This window comes from Micromonospora sp. GCM10011542 (assembly GCF_042650685.1).
Classification (GTDB): Bacteria; Actinomycetota; Actinomycetes; order Mycobacteriales; family Micromonosporaceae; genus Micromonospora.
On record NZ_JBHSBO010000028.1, the window covers coordinates 148,644 to 162,222 of the forward strand.

A 13,579-nucleotide genomic window follows, 5' to 3' on the forward strand; every position below is an offset into this window, starting at 1 on the left:
CTCAGTTCTCCTTGAACGGGAAGCCCAGGAGCTTGAGCAGCGCCCGGCCCTCGTCGTCGGTCGTGGCGGTCGTGACCACCGTGATGTCCATGCCCCGCTGGCGATCGATCTTGTCCTGGTCGATCTCGTGGAACACCGACTGCTCGGTCAGACCGAACGTGTAGTTGCCGTGCCCGTCGAGCTTGCGCCCGTCCAGACCGCGGAAGTCGCGGATACGCGGCAGCGCGATCGAGAGCAGCCGGTCCAGGAACTCCCACATCCGGTCGCCGCGAAGGGTCACCTTCGCACCGATCGGCATGCCCTCGCGGAGCTTGAACTGCGCGATGGACTTGGTCGCCCGCCGCACCTGCGGCTTCTGGCCGGTGATCGTGGCGAGGTCGCGGACCGCGCCGTCGATCAGCTTGGCGTCGCGAGCAGCCTCGCCGACACCCATGTTGACGACGATCTTGACCAGCCGCGGCACCTGCATGGGGTTGCCGTAGCTGTACTGCTCGCGCAGCTGGGCCACGATCTCGTTGCGGTACCGCTCCTTGAGGCGCGGCAGGGTCTTTTCGGTAGCCGTGGTCATCACAGGTCCTTACCGGTGCTACGCGCGATGCGGACCTTCTGGCCGTTGTCGTCGATGCGGTAACCGACGCGGGTCGGCTTGCCGTCGGAGTCCAGGACCTGCACGTTCGAGACGTGGATCGGGGCCTCCTGGGTGACGATGCCACCGGTCTTGGCGCCACGCTGGGTGGTGCTGATGCGGGTGTGCTTCTTGACCCGGTTCACGCCCTCGACCAGGACCTTGTCCTGCCGCGGGTAGGCCGCAATGACCTTGCCCTTGGCACCCTTGTCCTTGCCGGCGATGACGACGACCGTGTCGCCCTTCTTGACCTTCACGGTCACAACACCTCCGGCGCGAGGGAAATGATCTTCATGAACCGCTTGTCCCGCAGCTCCCGACCCACCGGGCCGAAGATACGGGTACCACGCGGGTCCCCACCGTCCTTGATGATGACGGCGGCGTTCTCGTCGAAGCGGATGTACGAGCCGTCCGGCCGCCGCTTCTCCTTGGCGGTGCGGACGACGACCGCCTTGACGACGTCGCCCTTCTTGACACCGGCACCCGGGATCGCGTCCTTGACGGTGGCCACGATGACGTCGCCGATGCTCGCGTAGCGCCGACCGGAGCCACCGAGAACCCGGATGCACAGGATCTCCCGAGCACCCGTGTTGTCGGCGACGCGCAGTCGCGACTCCTGCTGAATCACGTCTATCTCCTATGTCTGCCGGTTCTCCGGCCGCCGTGGCGGCCGGCCGGAGCCTGGCGGAACCTGCGCCCGACGCAACGCCGGGCGAGATCGAGCCTTCGCTACTTGGCCTTTTCCAGGATCTCCACGATCCGCCAACGCTTGGTGGCGGACAGCGGCCGGGTCTCCATGATCAGGACCCGGTCGCCGATGCCGGCGTCGTTCTGCTCGTCGTGGACCTTCAGCTTGCTGGTCCGGCGCATGATCTTGCCGTACAGCGCGTGCTTGACCCGGTCCTCGACCTCGACCACGACGGTCTTGTCCATCTTGTCGCTGACCACCAGGCCCTCACGGACCTTGCGGCGGGACCGCGCGGCGGCGGTGGCGGTGTCTTCGGTCATGATGCAGTCACCTCAGTCGGCGCGGCCGAGAGCCCCAGCTCGCGCTCACGCATGATCGTGTAGATCCGGGCGATCTCCCGACGGATGACCTGCAGCCGCCGGTTGTTGTCCAGCTGCCCGGTCGCGGCCTGCACGCGGAGGTTGAACAGCTCCGCCTTGGCCTCCCGCAGCTTCGTGACCAGCTCCTCCTCGGAGAGCTCACGCAGCTCGGTCGCCTTAACGCCCGCTGCCATCAGGATTCACCCACTTCGCGCGTAACAATCCGGCACTTCATCGGGAGCTTGTGGATCGCGCGACGCATGGCCTCTCGCGCGATCTGCTCGTTGGGGAAGGACATCTCGAAGAGGACCCGCCCCGGCTTGACGTTGGCAACCCACCACTCGGGCGAACCCTTACCGGAACCCATCCGGGTCTCGGCGGGCTTCTTGGTGAGAGCCTGGTCCGGGAAGATCGTGATCCAGACCTTGCCGCCACGCTTGATGTGACGGGTCATCGCGATACGCGCCGACTCGATCTGGCGGTTCGTCACGTACGCCGGCTCGAGAGCCTGGATCCCGAACTCGCCGAACACCACCCGGTTACCACCCTTGGACGCGCCGTGGCGGTCCGGGTGGTGCGGCTTGCGGAAGCCCTTCGGGGGCTTGCGCGGCATCAGCATCTGTCAGCCCTCCTGCTGCGTTTCTGCCGGCTGAGTGGCGACCGCGGCGACCGCGCCGGTGTCAACCGGCTCGCCGCTCGGCGTCTCGGCCTGCTGCGCGATCGTCGTCGCGGCAGCCCGGCCGGCCTCGGTGCCACCGGCCGTCGTGCCGGACGAACCCGACCGACCACGGCGCGGACGCTCCGGACGGTCGCCACGCTCGCCACGACGCGGGCGGGACGGACCGGCCTCGGCCGGAGCCTCCCGGCCCGGAACCGCGTCACCCTTGTAGATCCAGACCTTCACGCCGATCCGGCCGAAGGTGGTACGAGCCTCGAAGAAGCCGTACTCGATGTTGGCCCGCAGCGTGTGCAGCGGAACCCGGCCCTCGCGGTAGAACTCGGTCCGGCTCATCTCGGCGCCGCCGAGACGACCCGAGACCTGGACCCGGATGCCCTTGACGACCGGGTTCTTCATCGCGGACTGCATGGCCTTGCGCATCGCCCGACGGAAGCTGACCCGGCTGGACAGCTGCTCGGCCACGCCCTGCGCGACCAGCTGCGCGTCCGACTCGGGGCTCTTCACCTCGATGATGTTGAGCTGCACCTGCTTGCCGGTGAGCTTCTCGAGCTCGCCGCGGATCCGGTCGGCCTCCGCACCCTTACGGCCGATGACGATGCCCGGCCGGGCGGTGTGGATGTCGACCCGGACCCGGTCGCGGGTGCGCTCGATGTCGACCTTGGAGATGCCGGCACGCTCGAGGCCCTTGGACATCATCCGGCGGATCTTGACATCCTCGCCGATGTAGTCCTTGTAGAGCTTGTCCGCGAACCAGCGGGACTTCCAGTCGGTCGAGATGCCGAGCCGGAACCCAGTGGGGTGAACCTTCTGACCCATTACTCGGCGTCCTCCGTCTTGCTTGCCGTCTCGGCCGGTGCGGCCTGCGTCGCCGGGGCGGCCTTCTTCGCCGCGGCCTTCCTCGGCGCTGCCGGCGCGACCGCCTCGACCGCCACGGTGATGTGGCAGGTGCGCTTGCGGATCCGGTAGGCCCGGCCCTGAGCCCGCGGCTGGAACCGCTTCATCGTCGGGCCCTCGTCCACGAACGCCTCGCTGACGAGCAGCGCGTCAGGATCCAGCCGCTCGTTGTTCTCCGCGTTGGCGATCGCGCTAGCGAGCACCTTGTACACCTGCTCGCTCGCAGCCTGCGGCGCGAACTGCAGCACCGTGAGAGCCTCCTTCGCGGGCAGGCCGCGGACGAGGTTGACCACCCGGCGCGCCTTCATCGGCGAGATGCGCACGTGCCGCGCAACCGCCCGCGCGCCCGGAAGCACCGGAGCGTCGCCCTTTCCTGGCATCGCTGTAACCCCTTGTTCCCTCTATCCGTATGCCCGCGGCGTCAGCGCCGACGGCTCTTCCGGTCGTCCTTCTCGTGACCCTTGAACGTGCGGGTCAGCGCGAACTCGCCGAGCTTGTGCCCGACCATCGCCTCGGTCACGAACACCGGGACGTGCTTGCGTCCGTCGTGCACGGCGATCGTGTGCCCGAGCATCTCCGGGATGATCGTCGAGCGCCGCGACCAGGTCTTGATCACGTTCTTCGAGCCCTTGTCGTTCTGCGTCTCCACCTTCTTGAGCAGGTGGTCGTCTACGAACGGGCCCTTCTTCAGGCTGCGAGGCATGTCTTATCTCCCTCAGCCGCGCTTACGCGTGGCGTAGCGGCGGCGGACGATCAGCCGGTCACTCGGCTGGCCCTTACGGCGGGTGCGGCCCTCGGGCTTACCCTGCGGGTTGACCGGGTGGCGACCACCGGAGGTCTTACCCTCACCACCACCGTGCGGGTGGTCGACCGGGTTCATGGCGACACCACGGACGGTCGGGCGCTTGCCCTTCCACCGCATCCGGCCGGCCTTGCCCCAGTTGATGTTCGACTGGTCGGCGTTGCCGATCTCGCCGACGCTCGCGCGGCAGCGCACGTCCACCCGCCGGATCTCGCCGGACGGCATACGCAGGGTCGCGTACGCGCCCTCACGGCCGAGCAGCTGGATGCCGACGCCGGCGGAACGGGCCAGCTTGGCCCCGCCACCCGGACGCAGCTCCACGTTGTGGATCGTGGTACCGACCGGGATGTTGCGCAGCGGCAGGTTGTTACCCGGCTTGATGTCGGCGGCCGGGCCCGACTCGACGCGGTCGCCCTGCTTCAGGTCCTTCGGCGCGAGGATGTAGCGCTTCTCGCCGTCGGCGTAGTGCAGCAGCGCGATGCGCGCGGTGCGGTTCGGGTCGTACTCGATGTGGGCGACCTTCGCCGGCACGCCGTCCTTGTCGACCCGCTTGAAGTCGATCAGACGGTACTGGCGCTTGTGACCGCCACCGTGGTGCCGCGTGGTGATCCGGCCGTGGGCGTTACGCCCGCCCTTCTTCGGCAGCGGAGCCAGCAGCGACTTTTCCGGCGTGGACCGGGTGATCTCGGCGAAGTCGGCGACGCTGGAGCCGCGTCGGCCCGGCGTCGTCGGCTTGTACTTACGGATAGCCATTGTCTACACCCCTCAGCTGACCGGGCCGCCGAAGGCCTCGATACGGTCACCGTCAGCCAGCTTCACGATCGCCCGCTTGGTCGCCTTGCGCTGACCGAAGCCGGTCTTGGTGCGCTTGCGCTTACCCTGGCGGTTGAGCGTGTTGACCGTCAGGACGCGGACGTTGAAGATCTGCTGGATAGCGATCTTGATCTCGGTCTTGTTCGCGTCCGGGTGCACCAGGAAGGTGTACCAGTTCCGGTTCAGCTCGCTGTAGCTCTTCTCCGAGACGACCGGCGCCACGATGATGTCGCGCGGGTCGGCGATCGTGCTCACTTGCCACCCTCCTCGGTGGTCTCGGCGGGCACGCCCAGGAACTCGTCCAGGGCGTCCTTGGTGAAGACCACGTCGTCGGCCACCAGCACGTCGTACGTGTTGAGCTGGCCGGCCTCGATCAGGTGCACGCGCGGCTCGTTGCGCAGCGACACCCAGTTCAGCTCGTCGGTGCTGCTCAGCACGACCAGGACCCGACGGGCCTCGGTGAGCTTGGTCAGCGTGGCCAGAGCGGCCTTGGTCGACGGCTTCTCGCCCGAGACGAAGGCCTCGACGACGTGCACCTGCCCGGCGCGGGCCCGGTCGGAGAGGGCACCCCGCAGCGCGGCGGCCTTCATCTTCTTCGGGGTCCGCTGGCTGTAGTCGCGCGGCACGGGACCGTGCACCACGCCACCGCCGGCGAACTGCGGCGCGCGGATCGAGCCCTGCCGGGCGCGACCGGTGCCCTTCTGCTTGTACGGCTTCTTGCCGCCACCGGCGACCTCGCCGCGGGTCTTGACCTTGTGCGTGCCCTGCCGGGCCGCCGCGAGCTGCGCCACCACGACCTGGTGCATCAGCGCGACGTTGGCCTGCGCGTCGAAGATGTCGGCCGGCAGCTCGACGGAGCCGCTCTTGCCGCCCTCGACGGTGCGGACGTCAACGGTGGTCACTTGGCCGCACCGCCCTTCTTCGCCTTGGCCTTGGCCGCGGTACGGACCAGGACCAGCGCGCCCTTGGGGCCAGGGATGGCACCACGGACGAGCAGGAGGTTGTTCTCGGTGTCGACCGCCTGAACGGTCAGGTTCTGCACGGTGTAGCGCGTGCCACCCATGCGGCCGGCCATCCGGGTGCCCTTGAAGACACGACCCGGCGTGGAGGCGCCGCCGATGGAGCCCGGCGACCGGTGCTTGCGCTCGACACCGTGGCCGGCGCCCAGACCGTGGAAGCCGTGCCGCTTCATGACGCCGGCGTAGCCCTTGCCCTTGGTCTTGCCGGTGACGTCGATCGGCATACCGGCCGGGAACTCCTCGACCGTGATCTCCTGGCCGAGCGAGTAGTCCGCGGCGTCGCTGGTGCGCAGCTCGACGATGTGCCGGCGCGGCGCCACGTCCGCCTTCGCGTAGTGCCCGCTGACCGGCTTCTTGACCTTGCGCGGGTCGATCGTGCCGTACGCCAGCTGGACTGCGGAGTAACCGTCCTTCTCGGCGCTACGAACCTGGCTGATGACGCACGGGCCGGCCTGAACCACGGTCACGGGAACAACACGGTTGTTGTCCCAGACCTGGGTCATGCCGAGCTTTGCGCCCAGGATCCCCTTGACTTGCCTGTCCATTTGTCCGGTCCCTACAGCTTGATCTCGATGTCGACGCCAGCCGGCAGGTCGAGGCGCATGAGCGAGTCGACCGTCTTCGGGGTCGGGTCGATGATGTCGATCAGCCGCTTGTGCGTGCGCATCTCGAAGTGCTCGCGCGAGTCCTTGTACTTGTGCGGCGAGCGGATAACGCAGAAACGGTTGATCTCCGTGGGCAGCGGCACCGGGCCCGCGACCTGCGCCCCGGTGCGCGTCACCGTCTCGACGATCTTCCGAGCCGAGGAGTCGACGACCTCGTGGTCATAGGCCTTGAGCCGGATGCGGATCTTCTGTCCCGCCATGGTGGCTTCTGTTCCTTCTCTCGATGCCGCTGTGTTGCGGGCGCCCGTACCGGCTGGTACAGGCCCACTTCGCCGACCCCCGCGGTCGGGCGTGTCGCGCCCTCGGGCCAGGCTCCGCCCCGGGACTCCGGAGCGGTGCTGACCACGCGGTGGGTCAAGGCGCCGATCGCATTACCGCGACCTGAACGCCGTGCGAGGGTGGTTGGCGGCCAGCCGCCAACCACCCTACGCCCGACGGTCCCCCTACCCGGAGGTTCAGCGGAAGCCGAACACGGGCGGCGAACTGTCGTTACGCAACCTGACTAGTATGCCGCACGACCGGCGGCGGGTCTAATCGGGGTTACCTAGCTCACTTGATGATCTTGGTGACGAACCCGGCGCCGACGGTGCGGCCACCCTCGCGGATCGCGAACTTGAGGTTCTCCTCCATGGCGATGGGCTGGATCAGCTTCACCGACATGGTGGTGTTGTCGCCCGGCATGACCATCTCGGTGCCCTCGGGGAGCGTGACGACACCGGTGACGTCCGTGGTCCGGAAGTAGAACTGCGGACGGTAGTTCTGGAAGAACGGGGTGTGCCGGCCGCCCTCCTCCTTGGAGAGGATGTAGACCGTCGCCTCGAACTCCGTGTGCGGGGTCGTGGTGCCCGGCTTGACGACCACCATGCCGCGCTCGACGTCCTCGCGCTTGATGCCCCGCAGCAGCAGACCGACGTTCTCGCCCGCGCGGGCCTCGTCGAGCAGCTTGCGGAACATCTCGATGCCGGTGCAGACCGTCTTCTGCGACTTCTCGCGGATACCGACGATCTCCACCTCCTCGTTCGGCTTGAGGATGCCGCGCTCGGCGCGACCGGTGACGACGGTGCCACGACCGGTGATCGTGAAGACGTCCTCGATCGGCATGAGGAACGGCTTCTCGGTCTCGCGCTCCGGCTGCGGGATCGCGGTGTCGACCGCGGTCATCAGGTCCAGGAGCTTGCCGGTCCACTCGGGGTCACCCTCGAGGGCCTTCAGCGCCGAGACCCGCACGACCGGCAGGTCGTCGCCCGGGTACTCCTGCGAGGAGAGCAGCTCACGGACCTCGAGCTCGACGAGCTCCAGGAGCTCCTCGTCGTCGACCATGTCGCTCTTGTTGAGCGCCACGACGATGTACGGCACACCGACCTGACGGGCCAGCAGCACGTGCTCGCGGGTCTGCGGCATCGGGCCGTCGGTCGCCGCCACCACCAGGATCGCGCCGTCCATCTGCGCGGCACCGGTGATCATGTTCTTGATGTAGTCGGCGTGGCCGGGGCAGTCGACGTGCGCGTAGTGCCGCGCCTCGGTCTGGTACTCGACGTGCGCGATCGAGATCGTGATGCCGCGGGCCTTCTCCTCCGGCGCCTTGTCGATCTCGTCGAACGGCGTGTACGGGTTCAGGTCCGGGAACTGGTCGTGCAGGACCTTGGTGATGGCCGCCGTCAGCGTCGTCTTACCGTGGTCGATGTGACCAATGGTGCCGATGTTGACGTGCGGCTTAGTCCGCTCGAACTTCGCCTTCGCCACTGGTGTCCTCCTGTGGACTTCTTGGTTCGTACGCCCGGCGCGCCGGTCGGCGCTTAGGACTCTGTCGACAGCCTTTCCGGCCTGACGGCCGGGAAGCTTTTGTGGGTTCTGCGGCGATGAAGCCTACAGGCCCGGTCTCACGCAACCCGATCGTGGTGGCCGCGGGCGGGGCAACCCTCCCGCGACCAACCACGAATCACCTGCTCAGGGGACGTTACTCGCCCGTCGCCTTGGCGATGATCTCCTTCGCCACGCTCTGCGGAACCTCGGCGTAGGAGTCGAACTGCATGCTGTAGCTAGCCCGGCCCTGGGTCTTCGACCGCAGGTCGCCGACGTAGCCGAACATCTCCGACAGCGGCACCAGGGCCCGGACGATGCGGGCGCCGCTGCGCTCCTCCATCGCCTGGATGATGCCACGACGGGAGTTGAGGTCGCCGATGACGTCACCCATGTTCTCCTCAGGAGTGGTGACTTCAACGGCCATCATCGGCTCGAGGAGCGCGGGGTCGGCCTTGCGGGCCGCCTCCTTCATCACCATCGAGCCGGCGATCTTGAACGCCATTTCCGAGGAGTCGACCTCGTGGTACTGGCCGTCCAGCAGCGTCAGCTTGACACCGACGAGCGGGAAGCCAGCCAGGATGCCGTACTGCATGGCGTCCTGCGCACCGGCGTCCACCGACGGGATGAACTCCCGCGGGATGCGGCCACCGGTGACGGCGTTGGCGAACTCGTAGGTCGGCGAGTCGTTGTCCAACGGCAGCGGCTCGACGCTCACGATGACGCGGGCGTACTGGCCGGAACCACCGGTCTGCTTCTTGTGGGTGTACTCGATCTTCTCCACCTTGCGGCGGATCGTCTCGCGGTACGCCACCTGCGGCTTACCGATGTTCGCCTCGACGTTGAACTCGCGGCGCATCCGGTCGACCAGGATGTCCAGGTGCAGCTCGCCCATGCCGGCGATGACCGTCTGACCGGTCTCCTCGTCCAGCTTGACGCGGAAGGTCGGGTCCTCCTCGGCCAGCCGCTGGATGGCGGTGCTGAGCTTCTCCTGGTCGGCCTTGGTCTTCGGCTCGATGGCGACCTCGATGACCGGCTCCGGGAAGGTCATCGACTCCAGGATGACCGGGTTCGCCGGGTCGCACAGCGTGTCACCGGTGGTGGTCTGCTTGAGACCCTGCACCGCGATGATGTCGCCAGCCTGGGCCGAGCTGCGCTCTTCCCGCTTGTTGGCGTGCATCTGGTAGATCTTGCCGATGCGCTCCTTGCGGTCCTTGGTGGAGTTGACCACCTGGGTGCCGGTCTCGACCACGCCGGAGTAGACCCGGACGTAGGTGAGCTTGCCGAGGTGCTTGTCGGTCTGGATCTTGAAGGCCAGGCCGGAGAAGGGCTCCGACTTGGACGGCTTGCGCAGCAGCGGGGTCTCGCCGTCGGTGGCCGTACCCTCGATCGCCGGGACGTCCAGCGGCGACGGCAGGAAGTCGACCACGGCGTCGAGCATGGGCTGGACGCCCTTGTTCTTGAACGCCGAGCCGCACAGCACCGGGTTGGCCTTGCCGGCGATGGTGGCACGCCGGATGGCGGCCTTGATCTCCTCGGGGGAGACCTCCTCGCCCTCCAGGTACTTCTCCATCACCGAGTCGTCGACGTCGGCCAGGGTCTCCATCAGCTTCTCGCGCCACTCGGCCGCGGAGTCGGCCAGCTCGGCCGGGATCTCCTCGATCGCGTAGTCCTCACCCTTCTGGGTCTCCCCGCGCCAGGTGAGGGCGCGCATGCCGATCAGGTCGACGACGCCGATGTGGTCGCCCTCGAGCCCGATCGGGATCTGGAGCACCAGCGGGGTGGCGTTGAGCCGGTCGATCATCATCTGCACGCAGCGGAAGAAGTCGGCACCGGTGCGGTCGAGCTTGTTGACGAAGCACATACGAGGGACGTTGTACTTGTCGGCCTGCCGCCAGACGTTCTCCGTCTGCGGCTCCACGCCGGCGACACCGTCGTAGACCGCGACCGCACCGTCCAGCACACGCAGCGACCGCTCGACCTCGACCGTGAAGTCGACGTGGCCAGGCGTGTCGATGATCTGGATCGTGTGGCCCTTCCACTCACACTTGGTGGCAGCGGAGGTGATGGTGATACCACGCTCCTGCTCCTGCTCCATCCAGTCCATGACGGCAGCGCCCTCGTGGACCTCACCGATCTTGTACGTGATGCCGGTGTAGAACAGGATCCGCTCGGTGGTCGTGGTCTTACCGGCATCGATGTGCGCCATGATGCCGATGTTGCGTACGTTGGCGAGCGCGTCTGCGGCGGCCACTTCAATCCCTACTTATCGTCGTCTCGACTCAACTGGTGGCGGGTTCCGGCACCCGAAGGCGCCGGAACCCAGGGTGTTACCAGCGGTAGTGCGCGAAGGCCTTGTTGGACTCGGCCATCTTGTGCGTGTCCTCGCGCCGCTTGACGGCGGCACCGAGGCCGTTGCTCGCGTCCAGCAGCTCGTTCATCAGCCGCTCGACCATGGTCTTCTCGCGCCGGGCGCGGGAGTAGGTGACCAGCCAGCGCAGGCCCAGCGTGGTCGCCCGGGCGGGACGGACCTCGACCGGAACCTGGTAGGTGGCGCCACCGACGCGACGGCTGCGCACCTCGAGGGTCGGCTTGACGTTGTCCATCGCCCGCTTGAGGGTGACGACCGGGTCGGTGCCGGACTTCTCGCGGCAGCCCTCGAGGGCCGCGTACACGATGCTCTCGGCGAGCTGACGCTTGCCGCGCAGCAGGATCTTGTTCACCAGCTGGGTGACCAGCGGCGAGTTGTACACCGGGTCAGCGACCAGCGGCCGCCGCGGAGCGGGTCCCTTACGCGGCATGTCAGCTCTTCTCCTTCTTCGCGCCGTAACGGCTGCGCGCCTGCTTGCGGTTGCGGACACCCTGGGTGTCCAGCGAGCCGCGAACGATCTTGTAACGCACGCCGGGGAGGTCCTTCACCCGGCCGCCGCGGACGAGCACGATCGAGTGCTCCTGCAGGTTGTGACCGACGCCCGGGATGTACGCGGTCACCTCGATCTGGCTGCTGAGCTTGACACGAGCGACCTTGCGGAGCGCCGAGTTCGGCTTCTTGGGGGTGGTGGTGTACACGCGGGTGCACACACCGCGCCGCTGAGGGCTGCCCTTCAGCGCCGGGGTCTTGGTCTTGGTCGTCTTGGCCTGGCGGCCCTTTCGGACCAGCTGCTGGATGGTGGGCACCGGGTTTCTCCGCTCCCTTCGGCCGCTCACGCGACCGCGCCGTCTGCTCGTTAGCCGACCTGATGGACGGCTCTCCTACATTCCGACCAGGGCCACCTTGCGGAGGTCCCGGCACCCGCGGTCGGGCGTGTCGCCCAGCTCACGGTCCCGGTGCGGACGCTTGCACGCGCTACCGGGTCTGTCACCGGCACGCGAGTCGCCCCGCCCCGGATCTTTGGCTTGTCGTGCCGCCGCCCGCAATCCGGATCCAGCGCACGCACGAGTTGCCCGGGCAGGCCCGGGCACAAGGGGAAAGAGTACCTACCACAGCCGCCCAGGTCAAAACGGAAGGGTCCGGCGATCACGTCGCGCTCGCCGACCGCACCCGTCCTGCCCCGTCGCCCGCGATGGGCACCTACAGGCACAAGTGTACCGGCTTCCCCCGGGGAGCACCCGGCGGGCACCGGGTGACCGACGCGACCACCGTCCGAGCCCGATCGGCGGTGACCGGCCTCACGTCAGGGAGATCAGCAGCGCGAGCCCCAGACCGAGCAGGCTCAGCAGCACCCCGGTCGAGCCGCAACTGATTCCGGCGACCGCCAGCCCCTGGCCGGTGAACCGGACCGCGGGCGGCGCGGCCGGCCGGCGGATCTGCCGCCGACCGAGCAGGCCGGCGATGATCGCCCCGGCGCCGGCGAGCACGCCGAGCGCGGTGAAGGCCCCCGACGCCCAGACTCCGCCACTGTCGGCGCCGACCACCCCGAAGCAGATCACCAGCAGCGAGACCAGGATCGACGCCACCCCGGCCAGCAGCGCCCCGACGGCCAGCCCCGAGGTCACCGGCGGCACGTCCAGGTGCACCACGCCGAAGGGCGTCCCCGGTACCGTCTCCACCCGCTTCGGTGGCAGGCGGCGCTCGTCGGTGGGCGGCGGCACCTGCGGAGCCCCTGAGAGACCCCAACCCGGGACAGGTCCCGACATCTGACCCCAACCGGGGGCGGGCCCGGACATCGGACCCCACCCCGGGGCGTGCCCCGGAGCGGCACCCCAACCGGGAGCGTGCCCCGGCGCCGGGCCCCAAGCGGGAGCGTGTCCTGGCGCCGAGCCCCAAGCGGGAGCGTGTCCTGGCGCCGAGCCCCAAGCGGGAGCGTGTCCTGGCGCCGATCCCCAGCCCGGGGCGTGGGCGGGCGGTGCCGTACCCCAGCCGGGCGGGCCACCGGGCCCGCCGGTGGGGCCGGACGTCGGCCCACCCCAGCCGGGAGACGAGGCGGCGGGCGCACCGGGGCTCGCGGGCGGCTGCCCGGGCGGGAAGGCCGCGTTCAAACCGGGAGAGGGTGCGGCAGGGGACGCCGGCTCGGGCGCGGACGGTCGTGGCGCACCCCAACCGGCCGGGGGCGCCCCCCAGCCGCGCGGGGCCGCGGGCGGCGTACCCCAGTCGGGGGACGAGGCGCTCGGCCCGGTGTCGGTGCCGGGGGCGGGCCGTTCCCAGCCGCTGGGCTCGGACGGACCGACCGGGGTCGGGTCCGACGGCTGCCCGGCCGGGTCGTCCGCCGGGGGCCGCGCCGGTTCCGTCACGAGGTCCTCCTGTCGACAGGGCCGCCACCGCCAGGGCGGCGGACACCGGCCAGGCTACCGCCGCGGGTGTCGCCGCCCGCGCCCGGCGCGGAGGCGACTTCGGGGATCAGTTCATGTTCGTGGGGTAGTCGTGGCCGAACGGCACTCCGGCCAACCGGACCAACCCGATCACCACCGCGGCCACCACGCTGACCGTGACCAGCACCAGGCCGCTCCAGGCCAGCCGCTCCCCCCGCCGCAGCCACACGCCGCCGGTGAGAAAACCTCCCGAGGCGTACGCCTCCCGGCGCGCCTGACGGGCCAGCTGGAGCGCCACCGTGGCCGGCACCACGCCGCCGATGAACAGGCCGGTCAGCGCCCCGAGCAGACCCAGCGCGAAGACCGCCCGGGCCTTGCTGGCACGGGCCGGATCGGGGTCCAGCGGGTGGCGCAGCGCCTGCTGCGCGACGGACACCGGCCCGGGTGCGGTCGTCATGCCTCCATCATGCCGAACCCGGTCCCCGG

At 68.9% G+C, this 13,579-nt stretch carries 20 protein-coding genes; all 20 read right to left on the reverse strand.

The genetic code is table 11. The features are described 5' to 3' along the window. Position 1 precedes the first annotated feature (1 nt). The 20 genes from rplE to ACFOW4_RS10005 all read right to left on the reverse strand — a co-directional run bounded on the left by rplE (position 2) and on the right by ACFOW4_RS10005 (position 13,550). Positions 2-568 carry a 50S ribosomal protein L5 gene (gene rplE / locus ACFOW4_RS09910; RefSeq protein WP_377526459.1) on the reverse strand — a complete coding sequence of 189 codons (567 nt, stop codon included), beginning with the start codon at positions 566-568 and terminating at the stop codon, positions 2-4. Beyond that, on the reverse strand, positions 568-888 hold the full coding sequence (gene rplX / locus ACFOW4_RS09915) for a 50S ribosomal protein L24 (protein WP_007465276.1): 321 nt from the start codon (positions 886-888) through the stop codon (positions 568-570). The genes rplE and rplX overlap by 1 nt, the downstream gene beginning before the upstream one ends. Next, positions 885-1,253: a 50S ribosomal protein L14 gene (gene rplN / locus ACFOW4_RS09920; protein WP_007073026.1), complete on the reverse strand. Its 369-nt coding sequence runs from the start codon at positions 1,251-1,253 to the stop codon at positions 885-887. The genes rplX and rplN overlap by 4 nt, the downstream gene beginning before the upstream one ends. Before the next feature lie 101 nt (positions 1,254-1,354). Continuing rightward, positions 1,355-1,633 carry a 30S ribosomal protein S17 gene (gene rpsQ, locus ACFOW4_RS09925; RefSeq protein ID WP_377526461.1) on the reverse strand — a complete coding sequence of 93 codons (279 nt, stop codon included), beginning with the start codon at positions 1,631-1,633 and terminating at the stop codon, positions 1,355-1,357. Next, positions 1,630-1,866 (reverse strand): 50S ribosomal protein L29, encoded by a 237-nt coding sequence (gene rpmC / locus ACFOW4_RS09930; RefSeq protein WP_007465283.1) that lies wholly within the window; start codon positions 1,864-1,866, stop codon positions 1,630-1,632. The genes rpsQ and rpmC overlap by 4 nt, the downstream gene beginning before the upstream one ends. Then, positions 1,866-2,291 (reverse strand): 50S ribosomal protein L16, encoded by a 426-nt coding sequence (gene rplP / locus ACFOW4_RS09935; protein WP_073834927.1) that lies wholly within the window; start codon positions 2,289-2,291, stop codon positions 1,866-1,868. The genes rpmC and rplP overlap by 1 nt, the downstream gene beginning before the upstream one ends. Positions 2,292-2,294: 3 nt before the next feature. Then, positions 2,295-3,167, reverse strand: coding sequence for a 30S ribosomal protein S3 (gene rpsC, locus ACFOW4_RS09940; protein ID WP_377526462.1), 873 nt, complete (start codon positions 3,165-3,167; stop codon positions 2,295-2,297). Next, positions 3,167-3,625, reverse strand: a complete 459-nt coding sequence (rplV, locus tag ACFOW4_RS09945) for a 50S ribosomal protein L22 (protein ID WP_377526464.1) — start codon at positions 3,623-3,625, stop codon at positions 3,167-3,169. The genes rpsC and rplV overlap by 1 nt, the downstream gene beginning before the upstream one ends. A 41-nt stretch (positions 3,626-3,666) precedes the next feature. After that, the gene (gene rpsS / locus ACFOW4_RS09950) at positions 3,667-3,948 is read right to left on the reverse strand and encodes a 30S ribosomal protein S19 (protein WP_007073032.1); all 282 of its coding nucleotides are present in this window, start codon (positions 3,946-3,948) and stop codon (positions 3,667-3,669) included. A gap of 12 nt (positions 3,949-3,960) precedes the next feature. After that, positions 3,961-4,800, reverse strand: a complete 840-nt coding sequence (rplB, locus tag ACFOW4_RS09955; RefSeq protein ID WP_377526465.1) for a 50S ribosomal protein L2 — start codon at positions 4,798-4,800, stop codon at positions 3,961-3,963. 12 nt (positions 4,801-4,812) lie between these two features. After that, on the reverse strand, positions 4,813-5,115 hold the full coding sequence (rplW, locus tag ACFOW4_RS09960) for a 50S ribosomal protein L23 (protein WP_007465304.1): 303 nt from the start codon (positions 5,113-5,115) through the stop codon (positions 4,813-4,815). After that, a complete protein-coding gene (gene rplD, locus ACFOW4_RS09965) occupies positions 5,112-5,762 on the reverse strand; it encodes a 50S ribosomal protein L4 (protein ID WP_377526467.1) in 651 nt (216 codons plus the stop codon). Before rplD ends, rplW begins: the two co-directional genes overlap by 4 nt. Then, positions 5,759-6,424 (reverse strand): 50S ribosomal protein L3, encoded by a 666-nt coding sequence (rplC, locus tag ACFOW4_RS09970; RefSeq protein ID WP_377526468.1) that lies wholly within the window; start codon positions 6,422-6,424, stop codon positions 5,759-5,761. The genes rplD and rplC overlap by 4 nt, the downstream gene beginning before the upstream one ends. A gap of 11 nt (positions 6,425-6,435) precedes the next feature. Next, entirely contained in the window at positions 6,436-6,744 is a 309-nt protein-coding gene (gene rpsJ, locus ACFOW4_RS09975; protein ID WP_007073037.1) for a 30S ribosomal protein S10, read from the reverse strand. A 349-nt stretch (positions 6,745-7,093) separates the two neighbouring features. Then, positions 7,094-8,287 carry an elongation factor Tu gene (gene tuf / locus ACFOW4_RS09980; protein ID WP_151488132.1) on the reverse strand — a complete coding sequence of 398 codons (1,194 nt, stop codon included), beginning with the start codon at positions 8,285-8,287 and terminating at the stop codon, positions 7,094-7,096. A gap of 214 nt (positions 8,288-8,501) precedes the next feature. Then, entirely contained in the window at positions 8,502-10,598 is a 2,097-nt protein-coding gene (fusA, locus tag ACFOW4_RS09985) for an elongation factor G (protein WP_377526470.1), read from the reverse strand. Between the two features lie 76 nt (positions 10,599-10,674). Continuing rightward, positions 10,675-11,145 (reverse strand): 30S ribosomal protein S7, encoded by a 471-nt coding sequence (gene rpsG, locus ACFOW4_RS09990; RefSeq protein ID WP_076466673.1) that lies wholly within the window; start codon positions 11,143-11,145, stop codon positions 10,675-10,677. A 1-nt stretch (position 11,146) separates the two neighbouring features. Next, on the reverse strand, positions 11,147-11,521 hold the full coding sequence (gene rpsL / locus ACFOW4_RS09995; protein WP_007465318.1) for a 30S ribosomal protein S12: 375 nt from the start codon (positions 11,519-11,521) through the stop codon (positions 11,147-11,149). Positions 11,522-12,013: 492 nt separating this feature from the next. After that, the gene (locus tag ACFOW4_RS10000; protein WP_377526569.1) at positions 12,014-12,394 is read right to left on the reverse strand and encodes a hypothetical protein; all 381 of its coding nucleotides are present in this window, start codon (positions 12,392-12,394) and stop codon (positions 12,014-12,016) included. A 787-nt stretch (positions 12,395-13,181) separates the two neighbouring features. Next, positions 13,182-13,550: a hypothetical protein gene (locus ACFOW4_RS10005; protein WP_377526472.1), complete on the reverse strand. Its 369-nt coding sequence runs from the start codon at positions 13,548-13,550 to the stop codon at positions 13,182-13,184. Positions 13,551-13,579 lie beyond the last annotated feature (29 nt).